19 protein-coding genes are annotated in these 17,920 nt (G+C 58.1%); 12 read left to right on the top strand and 7 right to left on the bottom strand.

What is annotated here, in order from left to right:
* Positions 1-39: 39 nt before the first annotated feature.
* The gene (locus tag AC236I_RS10820) at positions 40-2,445 is read right to left on the bottom strand and encodes a membrane-bound PQQ-dependent dehydrogenase, glucose/quinate/shikimate family (protein WP_004862928.1); all 2,406 of its coding nucleotides are present in this window, start codon (positions 2,443-2,445) and stop codon (positions 40-42) included.
* Positions 2,446-2,763: 318 nt separating this feature from the next.
* Entirely contained in the window at positions 2,764-3,672 is a 909-nt protein-coding gene (locus tag AC236I_RS10815) for a DUF535 family protein (protein WP_004862932.1), read from the bottom strand.
* A 308-nt stretch (positions 3,673-3,980) separates the two neighbouring features.
* On the opposite strand from AC236I_RS10815, the gene AC236I_RS10810 reads away from it, so the two are divergent.
* Positions 3,981-4,121 carry a hypothetical protein gene (locus AC236I_RS10810; RefSeq protein WP_004862935.1) on the top strand — a complete coding sequence of 47 codons (141 nt, stop codon included), beginning with the start codon at positions 3,981-3,983 and terminating at the stop codon, positions 4,119-4,121.
* Positions 4,122-4,169: 48 nt separating this feature from the next.
* On the opposite strand, the gene AC236I_RS10805 is transcribed toward AC236I_RS10810, so the two are convergent.
* Complete coding sequence (locus AC236I_RS10805; protein ID WP_004862938.1) at positions 4,170-5,060, bottom strand: LysR family transcriptional regulator; 891 nt, start codon at positions 5,058-5,060, stop codon at positions 4,170-4,172.
* A gap of 142 nt (positions 5,061-5,202) precedes the next feature.
* Between AC236I_RS10805 and AC236I_RS10800 the strand changes: the two genes are divergently transcribed.
* The 7 genes from AC236I_RS10800 (at position 5,203) to AC236I_RS10770 (ending at position 11,279) form a co-directional block, all read left to right on the top strand.
* Positions 5,203-5,910 carry a CoA transferase subunit A gene (locus AC236I_RS10800; RefSeq protein ID WP_004862943.1) on the top strand — a complete coding sequence of 236 codons (708 nt, stop codon included), beginning with the start codon at positions 5,203-5,205 and terminating at the stop codon, positions 5,908-5,910.
* 2 nt (positions 5,911-5,912) lie between these two features.
* Entirely contained in the window at positions 5,913-6,569 is a 657-nt protein-coding gene (locus tag AC236I_RS10795; RefSeq protein WP_004862947.1) for a CoA transferase subunit B, read from the top strand.
* A gap of 9 nt (positions 6,570-6,578) precedes the next feature.
* On the top strand, positions 6,579-7,760 hold the full coding sequence (locus AC236I_RS10790; protein WP_431684853.1) for an acetyl-CoA C-acetyltransferase: 1,182 nt from the start codon (positions 6,579-6,581) through the stop codon (positions 7,758-7,760).
* Positions 7,761-7,771: 11 nt separating this feature from the next.
* On the top strand, positions 7,772-8,695 hold the full coding sequence (locus AC236I_RS10785; protein ID WP_015584154.1) for a 3-hydroxyacyl-CoA dehydrogenase family protein: 924 nt from the start codon (positions 7,772-7,774) through the stop codon (positions 8,693-8,695).
* Positions 8,696-8,738: 43 nt separating this feature from the next.
* Positions 8,739-10,133: a GntP family permease gene (locus AC236I_RS10780; protein WP_196772927.1), complete on the top strand. Its 1,395-nt coding sequence runs from the start codon at positions 8,739-8,741 to the stop codon at positions 10,131-10,133.
* A 38-nt stretch (positions 10,134-10,171) separates the two neighbouring features.
* Positions 10,172-10,942, top strand: a complete 771-nt coding sequence (locus tag AC236I_RS10775; protein WP_015584153.1) for a 3-hydroxybutyrate dehydrogenase — start codon at positions 10,172-10,174, stop codon at positions 10,940-10,942.
* Between the two features lie 166 nt (positions 10,943-11,108).
* Positions 11,109-11,279: a YnfU family zinc-binding protein gene (locus tag AC236I_RS10770; RefSeq protein WP_213084092.1), complete on the top strand. Its 171-nt coding sequence runs from the start codon at positions 11,109-11,111 to the stop codon at positions 11,277-11,279.
* A gap of 223 nt (positions 11,280-11,502) precedes the next feature.
* Here AC236I_RS10770 and cspE read toward each other — a convergent pair whose 3' ends face one another.
* Entirely contained in the window at positions 11,503-11,718 is a 216-nt protein-coding gene (gene cspE / locus AC236I_RS10765) for a transcription antiterminator/RNA stability regulator CspE (protein ID WP_004862963.1), read from the bottom strand.
* Positions 11,719-12,017: 299 nt separating this feature from the next.
* On the opposite strand from cspE, the gene cspF reads away from it, so the two are divergent.
* Positions 12,018-12,230 carry a cold shock-like protein CspF gene (gene cspF / locus AC236I_RS10760; protein ID WP_004862967.1) on the top strand — a complete coding sequence of 71 codons (213 nt, stop codon included), beginning with the start codon at positions 12,018-12,020 and terminating at the stop codon, positions 12,228-12,230.
* Between the two features lie 45 nt (positions 12,231-12,275).
* Here the strand turns inward: cspF and AC236I_RS10755 are convergent, their stop codons facing one another.
* Positions 12,276-13,148, bottom strand: a complete 873-nt coding sequence (locus AC236I_RS10755) for a LysR family transcriptional regulator (RefSeq protein WP_487608794.1) — start codon at positions 13,146-13,148, stop codon at positions 12,276-12,278.
* A 106-nt stretch (positions 13,149-13,254) separates the two neighbouring features.
* On the opposite strand from AC236I_RS10755, the gene budA reads away from it, so the two are divergent.
* The 3 genes from budA to AC236I_RS10740 are packed head-to-tail and all read left to right on the top strand — an operon-like array spanning position 13,255 to position 16,518.
* On the top strand, positions 13,255-14,034 hold the full coding sequence (gene budA, locus AC236I_RS10750) for an acetolactate decarboxylase (protein WP_004862971.1): 780 nt from the start codon (positions 13,255-13,257) through the stop codon (positions 14,032-14,034).
* A gap of 10 nt (positions 14,035-14,044) precedes the next feature.
* Positions 14,045-15,724: an acetolactate synthase AlsS gene (alsS, locus tag AC236I_RS10745; protein WP_015584151.1), complete on the top strand. Its 1,680-nt coding sequence runs from the start codon at positions 14,045-14,047 to the stop codon at positions 15,722-15,724.
* A 23-nt stretch (positions 15,725-15,747) separates the two neighbouring features.
* Positions 15,748-16,518 carry a (S)-acetoin forming diacetyl reductase gene (locus AC236I_RS10740; protein ID WP_487608793.1) on the top strand — a complete coding sequence of 257 codons (771 nt, stop codon included), beginning with the start codon at positions 15,748-15,750 and terminating at the stop codon, positions 16,516-16,518.
* 118 nt (positions 16,519-16,636) lie between these two features.
* On the opposite strand, the gene ccmI is transcribed toward AC236I_RS10740, so the two are convergent.
* Both ccmI and AC236I_RS10730 read right to left on the bottom strand, forming a co-directional pair.
* A complete protein-coding gene (gene ccmI, locus AC236I_RS10735) occupies positions 16,637-17,476 on the bottom strand; it encodes a c-type cytochrome biogenesis protein CcmI (protein ID WP_487608792.1) in 840 nt (279 codons plus the stop codon).
* The gene (locus AC236I_RS10730; RefSeq protein WP_160873517.1) at positions 17,476-17,919 is read right to left on the bottom strand and encodes a cytochrome c-type biogenesis protein; all 444 of its coding nucleotides are present in this window, start codon (positions 17,917-17,919) and stop codon (positions 17,476-17,478) included. Before AC236I_RS10730 ends, ccmI begins: the two co-directional genes overlap by 1 nt.
* Position 17,920: the final 1 nt, after the last annotated feature.

The following is a 17,920-nucleotide window of genomic DNA, read 5'->3' as shown; positions in this document are numbered from 1 at the left end:
CTGGCGGAGCGGCGAACTCAATACGCCGCCTTCAGGGCGCTACTCTTCCAGCGCATAGGCAATAATATCATCGCCCACATCCGGGGAGTGGCTGGCGCCGCCGGCGGAGATCACCACATACTCCTTGCCCGTTTTCGGCGATTTGTAGATCAGCGGCGCGGCCACTGCGCCTACCGGCAGACGCGCGCGCCACAGCTCTTTACCGGTTGCGGAATCCAGCGCCCGCAGGTAGTTATCCTGGGTCCCGGCAAAGAAGATCAGCCCGGAAGCGGTCGAGGTCGGGCCGCCCAGCGTCGGCATACCCAGCGGGATATGCATATGGGTTTTCAGACCCAGCGGACCGGTATCCTCGACGGAGCCCATCGGAACCTGCCACATCAGCTGACGAGTATTGAGATCGATGGCGCTCATCGTGCCGAACGGCGGCGTATTACACGGAATCCCCAGCGCGGATTGCAGAATATCGATCCGCACGCCGCCATATGGCCCGGCGATCTGCGGACGGACGGTGCCCATAAAGCCCGGGACTTCGTCGGTGGAGACCTTGTATTTCGCCATATCTTCCTGACGCACCAGAGACATTCTCAGCGGCATACGCATGTCGTTAACAAACAGCGTCCCGGTGCGTTCATCGATGGTGATGCCGCCCCAGTTCATGCCGCCCAACAGGCTCGGCCATTCGATATACGGCTTCTCTGACGGCGGCGTATACATCCCAAGGTAGGTGGACTCCTTGAAGTCAATGCGGCACATCAGCTGGTCAAACGGCGTCACGCCCCACATGGATTTCTCGGTTAACGGCTCAACGCCGAGCTGCGGCATCCCGGTCGAGAACGGCTGCGTGGTAGAAAGACGTTCGCCTTCTGCGCCTTCGTGCGCTACCGGCCGTTCCTCAACGCGCGTCACCGGTTTGCCCGTGCGACGATCGAGAACATAGATCTGACCGGTTTTGGTGGTCTGAATCAGGACCGGAACCTCTTCGCCCTGGTCATTTTTCATATGGAACAGCACCGGCTGAGACGGCAAATCATAGTCCCAGACATCATGGTGAACGGTCTGGAAGACCCATTTTGTTTCACCGGTGCTGGCATCCACCGCCACCACCGAAGAGCCGTACTTCTCTTTGGCCTCATTACGATCGCCGCCCCAGTAATCCGGCGGACCGTTGCCGGTCGGCAGATAAACCAGGTTCAGCTCTTTATCAAAGCCCGGAACCGTCCACACGTTCGGCGTTTCGAGTGTGTACACCCGCCCTTTTTGCGGATCGGTCACATTTTCCGGTTGCCCCACATCCCAGGCCCAAACCACGTTGCCGCTGCGCACATCGAAGGCGCGGACCACGCCGGAAGGTTCGCCGTGAATAATATCGCGAACCCAGCCGCCCAGTATCGCAATATGCCCCATGATCACCGGCGTCGAAGTCGGATGGTAGCGCTTGCTGTTTTCGGTGTTGTCCATCCCCTGCTTGAGATCGACGCTACCGTGGCGGCCGAAGTTATCGCACAGCTCGCCGGTTTTGGCGTTCAGCGCCAGCAGGCGCGCATCGACGGTAGAGACCAGAATCCGCTGCGGACACTGCTGCAGGTCCGGGCTGGCTTTCTCCTGCGCCGTCAGCGTCGTATCGTTTTGCACATCATAGTAGCCGACGCCGCGGCAGGTAACGTGCTCTGCGGTCTGCGCGTGTGGGTCAAAGCGCCAGCGCGCTTTCCCGGTATCCGCATCCAGGGCGGTGACCACGTTCAGCGGCGTACAGGAGTAGAGCGTATCGCCAATTTGCAGCGGCGTATTCTCATCCACCCCGATCCCCGGGCCGCTTACCCGGCGGCCGGTGTGGTAGGTCCACGCCACCTTCAGGTTTTTCACGTTCTCCGGGGTAATGTCATCGTATGGAGCAAAACGGGTACCTGAGGCATCGCGGGCGAAAAACTCCCAGTTGTCGCTTTGGGAAGCGAGGGTTGGCTTACTATCGGCGGCGGCTTTCACCACGCCATGATGAATGCCACCGTGGGGAGAAAACGCCGAGACCAGCGTCGCCAGCAGCGCGATGAAAATCGCCGAGGCGCTCCAGTTCGCATAGCGGACCGCGGTGCGTTTGACCGGCAGCGTTGTGGCCAGCCACAGGCCCAGCATCAGCAGCAGAGCCGGAACCACCAGACGAGGAATCAGTCCCCAGTAGCTGAGCTGCACTTCATAAAGCGCCCAGACAAGGGTCAGTAAGAAGGTCACGATGGTGAAAGGGAGGACGTATTGACTGCGGATAAGGTATCCGATGGCGATAAGCAGATAGGCCACTCCAGCCAACAGGTACCAGGCGCTACCGCCCAGAGTCAGGAGCTTACCGCCCCAGAAAGTGAAAAAGAGTCCAGTACAAAAACTGAGTAATACAAATATAACCCGGTAGACGGTGAAGAAGATCCTCCTGCCGCTACCTCGCTGTTCGTCCATATCTCATCCCATACGACTTTAGTCGTTATAACCAATATATTTATTTTTAACAGCATCCGATCCAAACAAATCGGATGCAGACCGCATAACATCCTGGTTGGACGCTCATGAGCCGAGCGAAGAACGTAATAAAGTATATGGATTTGTAAAAGTTATGTAAAACAAACCAGCATTAAATGTTTAAAATTTTTTAATATATAAACGGAAGTTGCATCAGAAACGGTGATAAAGCGCGTGATAAATCACCAGAGGAGGATAAACGGGCGGGAGATGGCTGGCCAACAGCCCCCTGTGGGCCAGCACACCGGTAGGTGCAAATTAGTTTACGGGCCGGGACCCACTGATTTGCCGCAGAGCTGCCTTCATTTCCAGCTGCGCCAGCTCCTTCAAACCTTCGCGTTTGATAAACTGACTGCGATGTTTGCTTTTGACCTCTTCTATACTTTTTTTGATCTCCTGCGGCGGTAATTTATACCAGCCGCGACGATGTTTTTCGCCCCCGACTTCCAGCCACAGCGCAGCATAACTGGTTTGTACTTTCTCGCTTTTGACGTGAAAATCGGAGTCGATGGCATAGATCTCTTTAATATCGCTATGCTGTAAAAAACCATATAGCAGAGAGATAATTAAATTTTTCGGTCGGGTGCCGTGCAGCTCTTTAGTCAGCACTTTAATTTCATCATTGGCAATATCCTTCCCTCCCTGAATGCCGCCGATATAAGCCCGGCCATCCTCGGTGCAGGAAAAACAGATGCTGTAAATGCGTTTTCCATCCTGAAGCATTAATAGCATCAGTTCGCCCTCTTCCTGAAAAGGCGAAGCCAGCAATTTCACCGCAATGTGGCTACCGTTTTTCAGCGGAATTTCCGCCACGGTCAGCCCATACTCCACCACGTTATACAGCTGTGGCAGCGCGGCTGCGCTAAAGGTTTTCTCGATAAAAATCAAGGAGCCATAGGCAATATCCAGCTTGGCTCTTCTTGACATTTTTTTATTTAAATAGGCTTTGAACGGCTTATCCTGAAAACTGACCAGCCCCTGCGTTGCACCGGTTAATCTGGCGCAAACATATTTATCACAAAGCGCTTGATATTCCTTATACTTTCCCCCTGCGAGAGGTATTTCTCTGCATTTTCGTAAGACCTTTTTATATTTGAGTTTAATTTGACAAATCAATTTATTATTTTTTCGCCATTCTTTGATGGCAACTGTTGCTGTTTGAGCCATTGATCAAGATCCATAGAATCAACCATAATCGCGGCCATAATATCATAAATAGTTCAAGTCAACGCTTGATTAGTGAGTCGTTGTCCTTTCATTTAATAAATAGGTAGATAATCATTCTCACGCCTATAATTAAAGGCCGGGGGATGTCAACTCTTATTATTGGCAGTCTCTTCTGGCGTCAGATGAAAATATCACGCGGCGCCACGCTATTACCGCTCTGTGCGGTAACGGGGCGCCGAGGGTTCATCCTGGCATGGTTTTGCTCTATAATCTGACCTCAGTCAAAAGTGAACTAAAGTGGGTAACTCATGGAAATTGATCTCGACAATCTGGTCTTCAGCGGTCTGGAAGAAGCGCAAGAGCGCAATGCCGAACGCCTTGAAGACGCTGACAAAAAAGCCGAAGCGATCGTTGCCGATGATGATTGTGGCGACGCCTGCAAAATCTGATTCCTGAACCGGCTAACCACGCCGGTTTTTTTTATCCTCGCCCGTCAGTCAAGCCGTAAATGCCCCCTTCAGCGTGCCCAGCAACGCCTGCGCCGCTTTCGACAGCTGCAGATGACCGGCATGGATCACCCCGACACACTTCTCAATCGGCGGGTTATCCAGCGGCAGACATACGGCGCCCAGCGCCTGCATCTGCGACTGGCAGAGCGCCGGGACGGCGCTGCCGCCGAGGCCGCTGGCCACCATTCTGCCGACCGTCACTAGCTGGTGACTCTCAAGCGCAACATCCAGTTGACGACCGCTGCGCGCCAGCTCCTCTTCAAGCATCAGGCGGACCGCCGAAGGCCGCTGCAGCGTAATAAAATCCAGCGTCAACAGCTCGCGCCAGGAGAGACGATGTTTACCGGCCAGGGGCGATGATTTCGGCACAATCGCGATAAAACGGTCAACGCCCAGCGGCGTAAACAGCAGATTATTGGTTGGCGCCGGCTCAAAGGCGATCCCCATCTCCACCCGCCCTTCACGAACCATTTCTATCACCTGCTCGTTAATCACATCGTGAACGGTCACGTTAATTCCGGCATAGCGATCGCGAAAGGCTTTCAACACCTCGGGCAGGACGTTTGCCGCAAACGAGGGCATGGCCGCGATCGAGATTTTGCCACGCTGCAGGGTAAAGCTCTGGCGCATCGCCTCTTCGGCGTTATCCCAGTCGGCCAGCAGCTGACGAGCCATCGGTAAAAAGATCTCCCCCTCCTGAGTCAGCGTCACCCGGCGGGTGCTGCGTTGCAGCAATGCGCCGCCGAGCCCCTCCTCCAGTCCTTTGATGGTCAGACTGAGGGCCGGCTGCGAAATATTCAGCCGTTCGCTGGCGTGGGCAAAATTCAGAGTGTGAGCTACCGCTAAAAACGCGCGTAACTGTTTGACACTCATTCTCATTTTTCATCCCGTTAACTAATTGAAAAAATTTAGTTAACAACAAATTAATAAGAAAACCCAATGAGTAGGTCACAAATTCAAAATTAACAAATCAGTCTGCGCCGCCAATGATAGCCCCATCGCAAGCCAGCAGAGGTGAAACATGGCAGGACTGGATAAGCGCGTCGCCAGCTACGAAGCGGCGCTGGAAGGGTTAACGGATGGTATGACCGTGCTGGCCGGCGGTTTTGGCCTGTGCGGCATTCCCGAAAATTTGATTGCCGAAGTCAAACGCCGGAACGTACAGGGGCTGACGGTGGTATCGAATAACTGCGGCGTCGACGGTTTCGGTCTTGGCATCCTGCTGGAGACGCGCCAGGTACGCAAAGTGGTGGCCTCGTATGTCGGCGAAAACGCCCTCTTTGCGCAGCAGGCGCTCAGCGGCGAACTGCAGGTGGAGCTGACCCCACAAGGCACGCTGGCGGAAAAAGTTCGCGCCGGCGGCGCAGGCATCCCCGGTTTTTACACCGCCACCGGCTACGGTACGCCGGTGGCGGAAGGAAAAGAGGTGCGCCAGTTTGCCGGTAAGCACTACATCCTCGAAGAGGCCATCACCGGCGACTTCGCTCTCATCAAAGGCTGGAAGGCGGACTGGTACGGCAACGTTATCTATCGCCATACGGCGCAAAACTTTAATCCGCTGATGGCCGCCGCCGGGCGCATTACGGTGGTCGAGGTTGAAGAGATCGTCCCGCCGGGGGAACTTCCGCCCTCTTCAATCCACACCCCCGGCATCTACGTCGACCGGCTGATCGTCGGCCAGTTCGAGAAACGCATTGAACAGCGCACGCTGCGCGCAGGGAGCCTCTGATTATGCTGACTCGCGAACAAATGGCTATCCGCGTTGCCCGGGAGCTGCGCGATGGCGACTACGTCAATCTCGGGATCGGCATCCCGACGCTGGTGGCCAACTACATCCCGGCAGGCGTTGACGTCATGCTGCAATCCGAAAACGGCCTGCTCGGTATGGGCGGTTTTCCGCACGAGGCGGAGCTCGACGCCGACATGATCAACGCCGGGAAACAGACGGTCACCGCCCGGACCGGCGCGGCGATCTTCGACTCCGCGCAGTCCTTCGCCATGATCCGCGGCGGTCATGTCGATCTGACCGTTCTCGGCGCCTTTGAAGTTGACGTTGAGGGCAATATCGCCTCGTGGATGATCCCGGGAAAAATGGTGAAAGGCATGGGCGGCGCAATGGATCTGGTGGCCGGGGCACAAAACATCATCGTGGTGATGACCCACGCCTCGAAAAGCGGCGAATCCAAACTCCTGCCGCGCTGTACCTTGCCGCTGACCGGCGTCGGCTGTATTCGGCGGGTACTGACCGACCTCGCCCTGCTGGAGATACGCGACGGGGCCTTCGTCCTGCGCGAACACGCGCCGGGCGTCACCCTCGACGACATCAGGCGCAAAACCGCCGGACGCCTGATTGTCCCGGACGACGTCTGTGAAATGCGTTTCAACTGAGGAGGCAACATGAAAGAAGTGGTGATTGTCAGTGCGGTCAGAACGCCCATCGGCAGCTTTCGTGGCGTATTCTCAGCGCTTTCCGCCGTTGACCTCGGCGCCGAAGTCGTGCGCAGCCTGCTGGCCCGCTGCTCGCTGTCGGTAACGGAAGTCGACGAGCTTATTTTCGGCCAGGTTTTAACCGCCGGCTGCGGGCAGAATCCGGCGCGCCAGACGGCCTTACGCGCCGGTCTGCCGATCGACTGTCCGGCAGTGACGGTGAATCTGGTTTGCGGTTCCGGGCTGAAAGCCGTGCAGCAAGCGGTGCAGGCGATCCGCAGCGGCGACGCCCAGGTGGTCATCGCCGGGGGGCAGGAGAGCATGAGCAATGCCCCCTATCTGATTGACGGCGCCCGTGCCGGGCTACGCATCGGCCATTGCAGCATGCGGGACAGCATGATTCAGGACGGCCTGTGGGATGCTTTCAACGACTATCACATGGGCGTAACGGCAGAAAATCTCGCCGACCGCTATGCCATCGATCGCCAACAGCAGGACGCCTTTGCCGCCGGTTCACAGCAGAAAGCGGCGGCGGCGATCGACGCGGGCCGCTTTGAACAAGAGATCGTGCCGGTCGTCGTCAGACAGGGGAAGCAACCGCCGCAGACCATTACCCGCGACGAGCAGCCCCGCCCGGCCACCACTCCAGAGCAGCTGGCGCAGCTGCGCCCTGCGTTCCGCGTGGAAAACGGCACCGTCACCGCCGGGAACGCCTCTTCGCTTAACGACGGCGCGGCGGCGGTACTCCTGATGAGCGCTGACAAAGCCCGGGAGCGGGGACTGCCGGTACTGGGACGCATTGTCAGCAGCGCCGTGGCAGGCGTCGATCCGGCGATCATGGGCATTGGTCCCGTCAGCGCCTGCGAGATGGCGCTGGCCCGGGCCGGATGGCAGCTGGATGAGGTGGATTTAATTGAGGCTAACGAGGCGTTTGCCGTTCAGGCGCTGGCGGTTGGCCAGTCCCTGGGCTGGGAGAGCAGCAAGGTCAACGTCAACGGCGGCGCCATTGCCCTCGGCCACCCTATCGGCGCCTCCGGCTGCCGGATCCTCGTCACCCTGCTGCATGAAATGCAGCGCCGGAGCGTCAGTAAAGGGCTTGCCACCCTCTGCGTGGGCGGCGGACAGGGTATCGCCATGACGATCGCACGTTAACAGGAGTCACTATGTATAAACCAACGCTGGCGGTGCTCGGCGCCGGACTGATGGGTATCGGTATCGCCTGCCACTTTGCTCGCCACGGCCACCGGGTACGGCTTTACGACACCGACCCGACGCGTCTGGCGGAAGTCCCTGCCGTTGCCGCCGCTATTTTGCATGAACTGCAGGAGAGCGGACAATTTGACGCCGCCCACCAGCAGGCGGTTCTGGCGCGCTTAACCGGGACCACCAGCCTCAGCGATCTGGCGGAATCGACGCTGCTGATTGAGGCGATTCCCGAACGTTTGCCGCTCAAACATGCGCTGTACGCTCAGCTGGAAACGCTGATTGCCGACGATGCGATCATTGCCAGCAACACCAGCGGCCTGCCGCCGGATAGCCTCGCGGCGGGTATGATCCACCCGCAGCGGCTGTTAATCGCCCACTTCTGGCACCCGCCGCACTTTATTCCGCTTGTGGAAGTGGTGCCCGGCAGCGCCACGCGCCCGGACCTCCCCGCGCTGGTGAGCGACTTTTTCGCCACCGCGGCGCTGGAAGCGGTGGTGCTTCAACGTGCGGCGCCGGGGTTCGTTGGCAATCGCCTGCAGTTCGCTTTGCTGCGCGAGGCGCTGCATATCGTCCATAGCGGTATCGCCTCGCCGGAAGTGGTAGATCGGGTCATGCGCGCCTCCCTCGGCCGCCGCTACGCGATGGTCGGTCCGCTGGAGGCGGCCGATATGACCGGGCTGGCGACGGTGCAGGATATTTGTCAGCACCTGCTGCCGGAGCTGGCCGGCGGCGCACAAATGATGGAACTGGTGGCGGAAAAGGTCGCCAGGGGCGAGACCGGTGCGCGCAGCGGGCAAGGATTTTATCGCTGGGATAATGCCCGAATGGCGCGTATCCAGTCGCGTCGGGAGCACCTCCTGCGCTATGCCCTGAAACCGTAGCGTCTCGAACTGTAGCCCACAATAACAATGAGAGTGAGGTGTCGTGATGAGTGTTTTGATTGCCCTGGCCGCGCTGGCATTACTGATGCTGGCGGCCTATCGAGGATATAGCGTTATCCTCTTTGCCCCTATCGCCGCCCTCGGCGCAGTACTGCTCACCGACCCTGGCGCAGTAGGACCGACCTTTACCGGTCTGTTTATGGAAAAAATGGTCGGGTTTGTAAAACTCTACTTCCCGGTGTTTCTGCTGGGCGCGGTGTTCGGCAAGCTTATTGAGCTGTCGGGCTTCTCGCGCGCCATCGTCGCCGCCGCCATTCAGATCCTCGGCCGACGTCACGCCATCCCGGTCATCGTCCTGGTTTGCGCCCTGTTAACCTATGGCGGCGTCTCGCTGTTTGTGGTGGCCTTCGCGGTCTACCCGTTTGCCGCCGAGCTGTTCCGCCAGAGCGCTATCCCCAAACGGCTGATTCCGGCCACCGTTGCGCTGGGGGCGTTTTCATTCACCATGGATGCCCTGCCCGGGACGCCGCAGATCCAGAACATTATTCCCACCAGTTTCTTTGGCACCAACGCCTGGGCAGCCCCCTGGCTTGGAACGATCGGATCGCTGTTTATCATCATCTTCGGTCTGCTCTGGCTGGAACGTCAACGCCGTAAAGCCCAGCACGCGGGAGAAGGTTACGGCACGGATTTACAAAACGAGCCGGACACGCCGGACAACATCAACCTTCCCCATCCGCTGATAGCCATTGCCCCGCTGCTGCTGGTTGGGATCCTGAACCTGCTGTTTACCCGCTGGATCCCGCGGTGGTACGGTACCACTCACGAGCTGGTTTTACCGGGACTGGCGAAGCCGATCGTCACCGAAGTGGGCAAAATCACCGCGATCTGGGCCGTTGAAGCAGCGCTGCTGGCTGGCATTGTCGTGGTGCTGGTGTTCGGCTTTCGCAATATCCGCGGGCGTCTGGCGGAAGGCAGCCGCACCGCCGTTAGCGGCGCTATTCTCGCGGCGATGAATACGGCTTCGGAATATGGCTTTGGCGCCGTCATTGCCGCGCTGCCCGGTTTCCTGGTTTTGTCAAAAGCGCTGACGGCCATTCCCAACCCGCTGCTGAATGAAGCCATCAGCGTGACGGTGCTGGCGGGGATTACCGGTTCCGCATCGGGCGGGATGAGTATCGCCCTCGCGGCGATGTCGGAGACCTTTATCGCTGCCGCCCACGCCGCCGATATTCCGCTGGAGGTGCTGCATCGCGTGGCCTCGATGGCCAGCGGCGGTATGGATACGCTGCCGCATAATGGCGCGGTAATCACCCTGCTGGCGATTACCGGCCTCAGCCATCGTCAGGCCTACGGCGGCATTTTTGCCATTACCCTGATTAAAAGTCTGGCGGTTCTGTTTGTCATTGCCGTCTTCTATTTAACCGGCATTGTCTGATGCGACAATATTTTACCGGCATCATGAAGGAAAATAGCATGAATCTGAACGGAAAGGTGGCGCTGGTCACCGGCTCAACAAGCGGTATCGGTTTAGGGATCGCGAAGGTACTGGCAAAATCCGGCGCGCAGCTGATCCTCAACGGCTTTGGCGATAGCGCATCCGCGCGCGCGGAAGTGGCGCAAATCGGCAAAACCCCGGGATATCACGATGCCGACCTGCGCGATGTGCAGCAAATTGAGGCGATGATGGCCTACGCCGAGGCACAATTTGGCGGCGTGGATATTGTGATTAATAACGCCGGGATCCAGCACGTGGCGCCGGTGGAGCATTTTGCCGTAGAGAAGTGGAACGATATTATAGCTATCAACCTCTCCAGCGTTTTTCACACCAGTCGTCTGGCGCTCCCCGGGATGCGGGCGCGTAACTGGGGGCGCATTATCAATATTGCCTCGGTTCACGGCCTGGTGGCCTCGAAGGATAAGTCGGCCTACGTCGCGGCCAAACACGGCGTGATCGGCCTGAGCAAAACGCTGGCGCTGGAGACAGCCAGAACCGGCGTGACCTGCAATGCGATTTGTCCCGGCTGGGTGCTAACCCCGCTGGTACAGCAGCAGATCGATAAACGCATCGCTGAAGGTAGCGACCCTGAGCAGGCCCGCGAACAGCTGCTGGCGGAAAAGCAGCCCTCCGGCGAGTTTGTCACCCCGGAACAGCTGGGTGAACTGGCGCTGTTTCTCTGTAGCGAAGGCGCCGCCCAGGTGCGCGGCGCGGCATGGAACATGGACGGCGGCTGGGTCGCGCAATAACCGACAACCTGCTCAGGAGGCGCCCGTTCCTGCTGAGCAGGCGCCTCATTTTTCCGGCGGGATATTTTCCTGCCGTCGGTTTATTTTCGGCAAAAGACAATGAGTTCGGGCTATTTATTTAATAATGATGTATGGTTTCAGGCCATTAAATCAGGAAGGAAATCATATGTCAGATCGAAAAGATGCCAAAAGCCGCCGTAATTATCTTGTAAAATGCACCTGCCCTAATTGCTCCCAGGATTCAGAACACAGCTTCAGCCGAGTACAAAAAGGCGCCCAGCTCATTTGCCCCTACTGCCACAAACTCTTCCAGACAACAGCAAAAAATGCTGCTTAATCTCTAGATGCCAGACGCTGATTGTTCCACGAAATCCAACACTGATTAGATTATTCTTATCACCTTGAATGAATGGCACAATCGGTTGTTATTTTTTTGGCAAATAGAAAACCCGCACTCTGGCGGGTTTTAAATAAATCTATTCTGTCTGTTCCACGGGTAAATCTGTCTACTCAGGCTGCTGCCGTCTTCGTTATCGCAGACCCGCCCATGTTCAGCATACTTAGCCTACGATGGAAACGTTTGTCGCCGCCGGGCCTTTCGCGCCGCTGCCGACCACAAACTCAACCTTCTGCCCTTCAAACAGGGTGCGGAAGTCTTCGCTTTGAATCGCAGAAAAGTGGACGAAGATGTCCTTGCTGCCGTCGGCCGGCGTAATGAAGCCGAAGCCTTTATCTGCGTTAAACCATTTGACTAAACCAGTCATTTTATTCGACATTCGATATTCCTTTTTATGAGCCCTTAATCGGCAAACTGGTTTGCGCTACAGAATCAACTTAACACTTAATGGAGGGACTCAAGGAAGGAGGTATCAGCGATAACGCCTGGAAATGAGGACTGCTTTAGTGAACTGCTTTCTGTCTTACAAACCGACCTGGCTATTAAGGCACAGGGTATATTTATTAGCAAGATTTATTTTAGCCATCCGGAAGCCTGCTCCGGTAAAAAATTAAATCGATAGCTTTATTGTTCGATTAATGTATAGTTCGCCGGTACTTATTTTTACAAGGATTTTATTTGTTCCAAAAAATGACAGGCATTGTCAAAGCGTTTGATAATAAAACCGGCAAAGGCCTTATAATTCCCTCCGATGGTCGTAAAGACGTTCAGGTCCATATTTCTGCATTATCCCCTGGTGAATCAGAAACCATAATTCCAGGTATTCGCGTTGAATTTCGCCGGGTCAACGGCCTGCGCGGTCCGACGGCGGCTAACGTCTACCTCTCATAGCCACAACCCGACCGCTGATACGGCTCCGATAGCCCACCGGAGCGGCTAAAACATCTCCAGAAAACGTTTTACCGTTCGCGATCGTTCGAATCGCCGCCACGCAATCGCAACATCGGTCGTCACCGGCGTCCCCGATAACGGGCGATAGATGACTTCGGGATGGTGGATACAGGTCATCGACTGTGGCACCAGCGCGAAACCAAATCCGGCAGCCACCATGCTTAAGGAGGAGGAGAGTTGCGAAGATTGACTCGCCTGCTGCATATCGATACCGGCGCGCAAACAGCTATTAAAGACCTGCTCATACAGTCCCGGGGCCACCTCACGCGGAAACAGAATCGGCGCGGTCTCCTGCAGTTGTACCAGCGATAGCGCGTTCTCACCGGCAAGCGGGTGGTCACGGTGCAGGGCGATAACCATCGGCTCCACATCGATAATGCGCAGGTTAAACGCTTTGCTGCTTTCGCACGGCAGGCGCACAAAGGCGATATCCAGCTCCCCTTCCCCCAGCGCGCTCATCAGCGCCGCCATATTGCCTTCGACCTGGCGCAGGGCGACCGCCGGATAGCGGCGCTGAAACTGGCGCAGCAGCGCGAAAATCTGCGGATGAAAAGCATTAGAACTGGTGATACCTAACGCCAGCCTGCCGTTCATCCCGCGGGCGATACCTTTGGTCTTTTCCAGCGCCGCGTCGCTCAGAGCAAGGATCTGGCAGGCATCTTCATAAAACGATTCTCCCGCTTCCGTCAGCTCAATTCCCCGCGTCAGACGGCGCAGCAATGGCGTACCAATCTCCCTCTCAAGCCTCTGAATTTGCTGACTTAATGGCGGTTGAGAGATGCCAAGCTCCCTGGCGGCGCGGGTGAAATTTCGCGCCTCGGCCACGGCGACAAAATAGCGTAGATAACGAAGTTCCATATCAAAAACGTCTCAAACCAGCATGCTTTGTATATTGGAACTGAGAGCTGAATCGGGTCAACAATTATTTAATCTTTCTTATATTTGTTGAACGAGGAAGTCTCTGATGACCCATTCTTCTGCATGCACCTGCCAGCAAAGCCTGTGCGAAACCGTACGCGGTTTTTCTGCCCAGCAGCCTGATAACGTGCTCTATCAGACCTCTTTGATGAGCGCGCTCCTGAGCGGCGTCTATGAGGGCAATACCACCATCGCCGACCTGCTCACCCACGGCGATTTCGGTCTCGGAACCTTTAACGAACTCGATGGCGAACTGATCGCCTTCAGCAGCGAGGTCTACCAGCTGCGCGCCGACGGCAGCGCGCGCAAAGCCCGCGGGGACCAAAAAACACCGTTCGCGGTGATGACCTGGTTTCGACCGCAGCACCGCGTCAGCTTCGACCACCCGGTAAACCGCCAGCAGTTGCATGAGATCATCGACCGACAGATCCCCTCCGACAATCTGTTCTGCGCCCTGCATATCGACGGCCATTTTCGCCACGCCCATACCCGGACCGTACCCCGCCAGACTCCCCCCTACCGGGCGATGACCGATGTTCTGGACGACCAGCCGGTGTTCCGCTTCAACCAGCGCAAAGGGATACTGGTCGGTTTTCGCACCCCGCAGCATATGCAGGGGATTAACGTCGCCGGGTATCACGAACACTTCATCACCGACGATCGTCAGGGCGGCGGCCATCTGCTGGATTACCAGCTCGATAGCGGCGTGCTGACTTTCGGCGAGATCCACAAACTGCTGATTGACCTCCCGGCCGACAGCGCTTTTCTCCAGGCCGATTTGCATCCTGACAATCTCGACGCCGCCATTCGCGCGGTAGAAAACTAAGGAGCTTCATATGGACAATCAACGTCACGAACGCCAGTGGGCGCACGGCGCGGATATGATAGTCAGTCAGCTTGAGGCCCAGGGCGTCCGCCAGGTCTTCGGCATCCCCGGCGCGAAAATAGATAAAGTCTTCGATTCGCTGCTGGACTCCACCATCCGGATTATTCCCGTGCGCCACGAAGCTAATGCCGCCTTTATGGCCGCGGCAGTCGGTCGCCTGACCGGTAAAGCGGGCGTCGCGCTGGTCACCTCCGGCCCAGGCTGTTCGAATCTGATTACCGGGATGGCTACCGCGAACAGCGAGGGCGATCCGGTGGTGGCGCTGGGTGGCGCGGTTAAGCGGGCGGATAAGGCAAAACTGGTCCATCAAAGCATGGATACCGTGGCGATGTTCAGTCCGGTGACCAAATATGCCGTTGAAGTGACCGCCGCCGACGCGCTGGCGGAAGTTGTCTCCAACGCTTTCCGCGCCGCTGAGCAGGGGCGCCCCGGTAGCGCCTTTATCAGCCTGCCGCAGGATGTTGTCGATCAACCCACCCACGGCGCGATTCTCCCGGTCGGCAACGCCCCGCAAATGGGCGCGGCCCCTGACGAGGCGATCGAGAAGGTCGCGCAGATGATCGCCGCCGCCAGGAACCCGGTTTTCCTGCTCGGGCTGATGGCCAGCCAGCCGGAAAACAGCCGCGCCCTGCACCAGCTGCTGGAACAGAGTCATATTCCGGTCACCAGCACCTACCAGGCCGCCGGGGCGGTCAATCAGCAGCACTTTGCGCGCTTCGCCGGCCGGGTCGGACTGTTTAACAACCAGGCCGGCGACCGCCTGCTCCACCTCGCCGACCTGATCATCTGCATCGGCTACAGCCCGGTCGAATATGAACCGGCGATGTGGAACCGCGGTAACGCGACGCTGGTACATATCGACGTGCTGCCGGCCTATGAAGAGCGTAACTACACCCCCGATATGGAGCTGGTGGGTGATATCGCCGCGACGCTGAACAAACTGACCCGACGCATCAGCCATAAGCTGGTGTTAACCCCGCAGGCGGCGGAGATCCTCACCGATCGCCAGCATCAGCGCGAGCTGCTCGACCGCCGCGGCGCGCAGCTGAATCAATTTGCCCTTCATCCGCTGCGCATCGTGCGGGCGATGCAGGATATCGTCAACAGCGATGTCACCCTCACCGTCGACATGGGCAGCTTCCATATCTGGATCGCCCGCTATCTGTACAGCTTCCGCGCCCGCCAGGTGATGATTTCCAACGGTCAGCAGACGATGGGCGTCGCGCTGCCGTGGGCAATCGGCGCCTGGCTGGTCAATCCGCAGCGCAAAGTGGTCTCGGTCTCCGGCGACGGCGGGTTCCTGCAATCCAGCATGGAGCTGGAGACCGCCGTCCGGCTGCAGGCCAATATCCTGCATATCATCTGGGTCGACAACGGTTACAACATGGTGGCGATTCAGGAACAGAAAAAATACCAGCGCCTCTCCGGCGTAGAGTTCGGTCCGGTTGATTTCAAAGCCTACGCCGAATCTTTCGGGGCCAAAGGCTTTTCGGTGGAGAGCGCCGACGCGCTGGAGCCGACATTACGTGCCGCCATGGACGTCGATGGCCCGGCGGTGGTCGCTATTCCGGTCGACTACCGCGATAACCCTCTGCTGATGGGGCAACTCCATCTCAGCCAAATACTGTGAGTCACTACAAAAAGGAAAGAAATATGCAAAAAGTCGCCCTTATCACCGGCGCCGCTCAGGGCATCGGTAAAGCTATCGCGCTGCGCCTGGTTAAAGACGGATTTGCCGTGGCCATTGCCGATTACAACGATACCGCGGCGAAAGCCGTGGCCGCCGAGATCAACCAGCACGGCGGCCGGGCGCTGGCGCTTAAGGTAGACGTCGCGCGCCGTGAACAGGTTTTCGCCGCCGTCGAACAGGCGTGTACAGCGCTGGGCGGTTTCGACGTTATCGTCAACAATGCCGGCATCGCCCCGTCGACGCCGATCGAAGCGATCGTCGAGGAGACCGTCGATAAGGTCTATAACATCAACGTCAAAGGCGTCATCTGGGGCATTCAGGCGGCCGTCGACGCCTTTAAAAAAGAGGGCCACGGCGGGAAAATCATCAACGCCTGTTCCCAGGCCGGGCACGTCGGCAATCCGGAGCTGGCGGTCTACAGTTCGAGTAAATTCGCCGTGCGCGGCCTGACCCAGACCGCCGCCCGCGACCTGGCGCCGCTGGGGATCACCGTTAACGGCTACTGTCCGGGGATCGTCAAAACCCCAATGTGGGCAGAGATCGATCGTCAGGTTTCGGAAGCGGCGGGTAAACCGCTGGGCTACGGTACGGCCGAGTTCGCGAAACGCATCACCCTGGGACGTTTATCCGAACCGGAAGACGTCGCGGCCTGCGTGTCGTATCTGGCGAGCCCGGACTCCGACTATATGACCGGCCAGTCGCTACTGATCGACGGCGGTATGGTTTTTAACTAATTCCATGATGCTCTGACATGGTTTGCCCCTGCCGCGAAACAGGGGCTTTTTTTATGTGCTGGTCGCTCGGGCGATAAACGCCCCCCGCGGCCCGGCGGGCAATGATTATCCCGGCCGATTAACGCGCGCTCGCCTGCGCCAGCTGGCGTTCAATGGCCTGACGTCGCGCATCGTTCGCCGGCAATATATCCAGCAGTTGTTGCAATGCCGCAACCGCCTGCGGGTAATCTTCGCTACGCAGCGCGCTCAGCGCCAGCAGTTCCAGCACCGGCAGATTGTGCGGCTGCCGCTGATGCAGTTCGCGCAGCAGCAGTTCTGCCATCCGCAGCTGGCCGCTATCGCCGGCCCGCACCAGTACGCTGGCGTAATCGAATGCGGCCAGCGGATCGCCCGCCGCCAGCTGATGGGCGCGGGCAAAGGCGCCGATCGCCGTCTCGCCATCGTTGAGCAACAGGGCAATACGTCCCAGCAGCTGCCAGCCAGCAAGATCGTCAGGCCGATCCTGTAACTGGCTGCGCAGCCCGAGCCTGAGCTGAGCCAGCTGATCCATCCGCAGCGGCGCCGCCGTTGGGTCTTGCACCTGCTGGAGCAGCGCAGGAGTCTGACGTTCCGCCTGCTGCCAGAGCAACACCTGGCCAATATCGCTGGTTTTAAGGAAGATCCCGCTACTCAACAGTACCAGCGCCGCCGCGCCGGGCAGCAGCACCCAACGGCTGAGCGGGCGGACTTTAGCCGGCGTGACGTCGGGAATATCGGCCAGCAGCGTACGCTGCAGTTCAACCACCATCGCTTCCCGGTCGGCAACGTTGTCCTCCTGCGCCAGCTCGTCGAGCCGCGTCTGGTACAGCGTCCGGTTCAGACTATCGCGATCCGCCGCCGCCTTCCCCTGCCACGGAAAATAGAGCAGCGCCAGCGCCCCGGCCAACATCAGGAGCGCCGGCAATAAAAACAGGGTCATCAATCCTCTCCTTTGTTCAGTAACGCCGCCAGCCGCTGACGCTCTTGTTCACTCAGTGCAGCGCTTGCGCCACCGCGACGTCGGGTTCGCGCCACCAGCAGCGCGACACCGGCGATAACAAACAGCCCCGGAACCAGCCACAACAGTAAGGTCCCGGCGGTCAACGGCGGTTCATAGCTGACGAAATGGCCGTAGCGCGCCACCATATAGGCGATGATTTGATCTTTGCTTTGTCCCTGCTGCATCAGCTCATAAACCTTCAGCCGCATATCGGCGGCGATCATCGCATTCGAGTCCGCAATACTGTTGTTCTGGCACTTCGGGCAGCGCAGCTGCGAAGTGATCTCGCGAAACGCCTGCTCCTGCGCTTCGTTTTTGAACTGCCAGGTATCGATGGCGGCCAGCGCCTGGCCGGCGAGCAGCAGCGCCATCAGCGCCAGTATC

The organism is Klebsiella sp. Sb-30 (assembly GCF_057652795.1).
This window is presented reverse-complemented; position numbering and strand designations above follow the sequence as displayed.

Excerpts from the sequence above, each read along its gene's own strand:
- AC236I_RS10785 (WP_015584154.1), top strand. The coding sequence starts at position 7,772 with ATGTATAAACCAACGCTGGCGGTGCTCGGCGCCGGACTGATGGGTATC.
- AC236I_RS10800 (WP_004862943.1), top strand. The coding sequence starts at position 5,203 with ATGGCAGGACTGGATAAGCGCGTCGCCAGCTACGAAGCGGCGCTGGAA.
- AC236I_RS10815 (WP_004862932.1), bottom strand. The coding sequence starts at position 3,672 with ATGGCTCAAACAGCAACAGTTGCCATCAAAGAATGGCGAAAAAATAAT.
- AC236I_RS10755 (WP_487608794.1), bottom strand. The coding sequence starts at position 13,148 with ATGGAACTTCGTTATCTACGCTATTTTGTCGCCGTGGCCGAGGCGCGA.
- AC236I_RS10795 (WP_004862947.1), top strand. The coding sequence starts at position 5,913 with ATGCTGACTCGCGAACAAATGGCTATCCGCGTTGCCCGGGAGCTGCGC.
- cspE (WP_004862963.1), bottom strand. The coding sequence starts at position 11,718 with ATGTCGAATAAAATGACTGGTTTAGTCAAATGGTTTAACGCAGATAAA.
- alsS (WP_015584151.1), top strand. The coding sequence starts at position 14,045 with ATGGACAATCAACGTCACGAACGCCAGTGGGCGCACGGCGCGGATATG.
- budA (WP_004862971.1), top strand. The coding sequence starts at position 13,255 with ATGACCCATTCTTCTGCATGCACCTGCCAGCAAAGCCTGTGCGAAACC.
- AC236I_RS10775 (WP_015584153.1), top strand. The coding sequence starts at position 10,172 with ATGAATCTGAACGGAAAGGTGGCGCTGGTCACCGGCTCAACAAGCGGT.
- AC236I_RS10770 (WP_213084092.1), top strand. The coding sequence starts at position 11,109 with ATGTCAGATCGAAAAGATGCCAAAAGCCGCCGTAATTATCTTGTAAAA.
- AC236I_RS10790 (WP_431684853.1), top strand. The coding sequence starts at position 6,579 with ATGAAAGAAGTGGTGATTGTCAGTGCGGTCAGAACGCCCATCGGCAGC.
- AC236I_RS10805 (WP_004862938.1), bottom strand. The coding sequence starts at position 5,060 with ATGAGAATGAGTGTCAAACAGTTACGCGCGTTTTTAGCGGTAGCTCAC.
- AC236I_RS10810 (WP_004862935.1), top strand. The coding sequence starts at position 3,981 with ATGGAAATTGATCTCGACAATCTGGTCTTCAGCGGTCTGGAAGAAGCG.
- AC236I_RS10820 (WP_004862928.1), bottom strand. The coding sequence starts at position 2,445 with ATGGACGAACAGCGAGGTAGCGGCAGGAGGATCTTCTTCACCGTCTAC.
- AC236I_RS10740 (WP_487608793.1), top strand. The coding sequence starts at position 15,748 with ATGCAAAAAGTCGCCCTTATCACCGGCGCCGCTCAGGGCATCGGTAAA.
- ccmI (WP_487608792.1), bottom strand. The coding sequence starts at position 17,476 with ATGACCCTGTTTTTATTGCCGGCGCTCCTGATGTTGGCCGGGGCGCTG.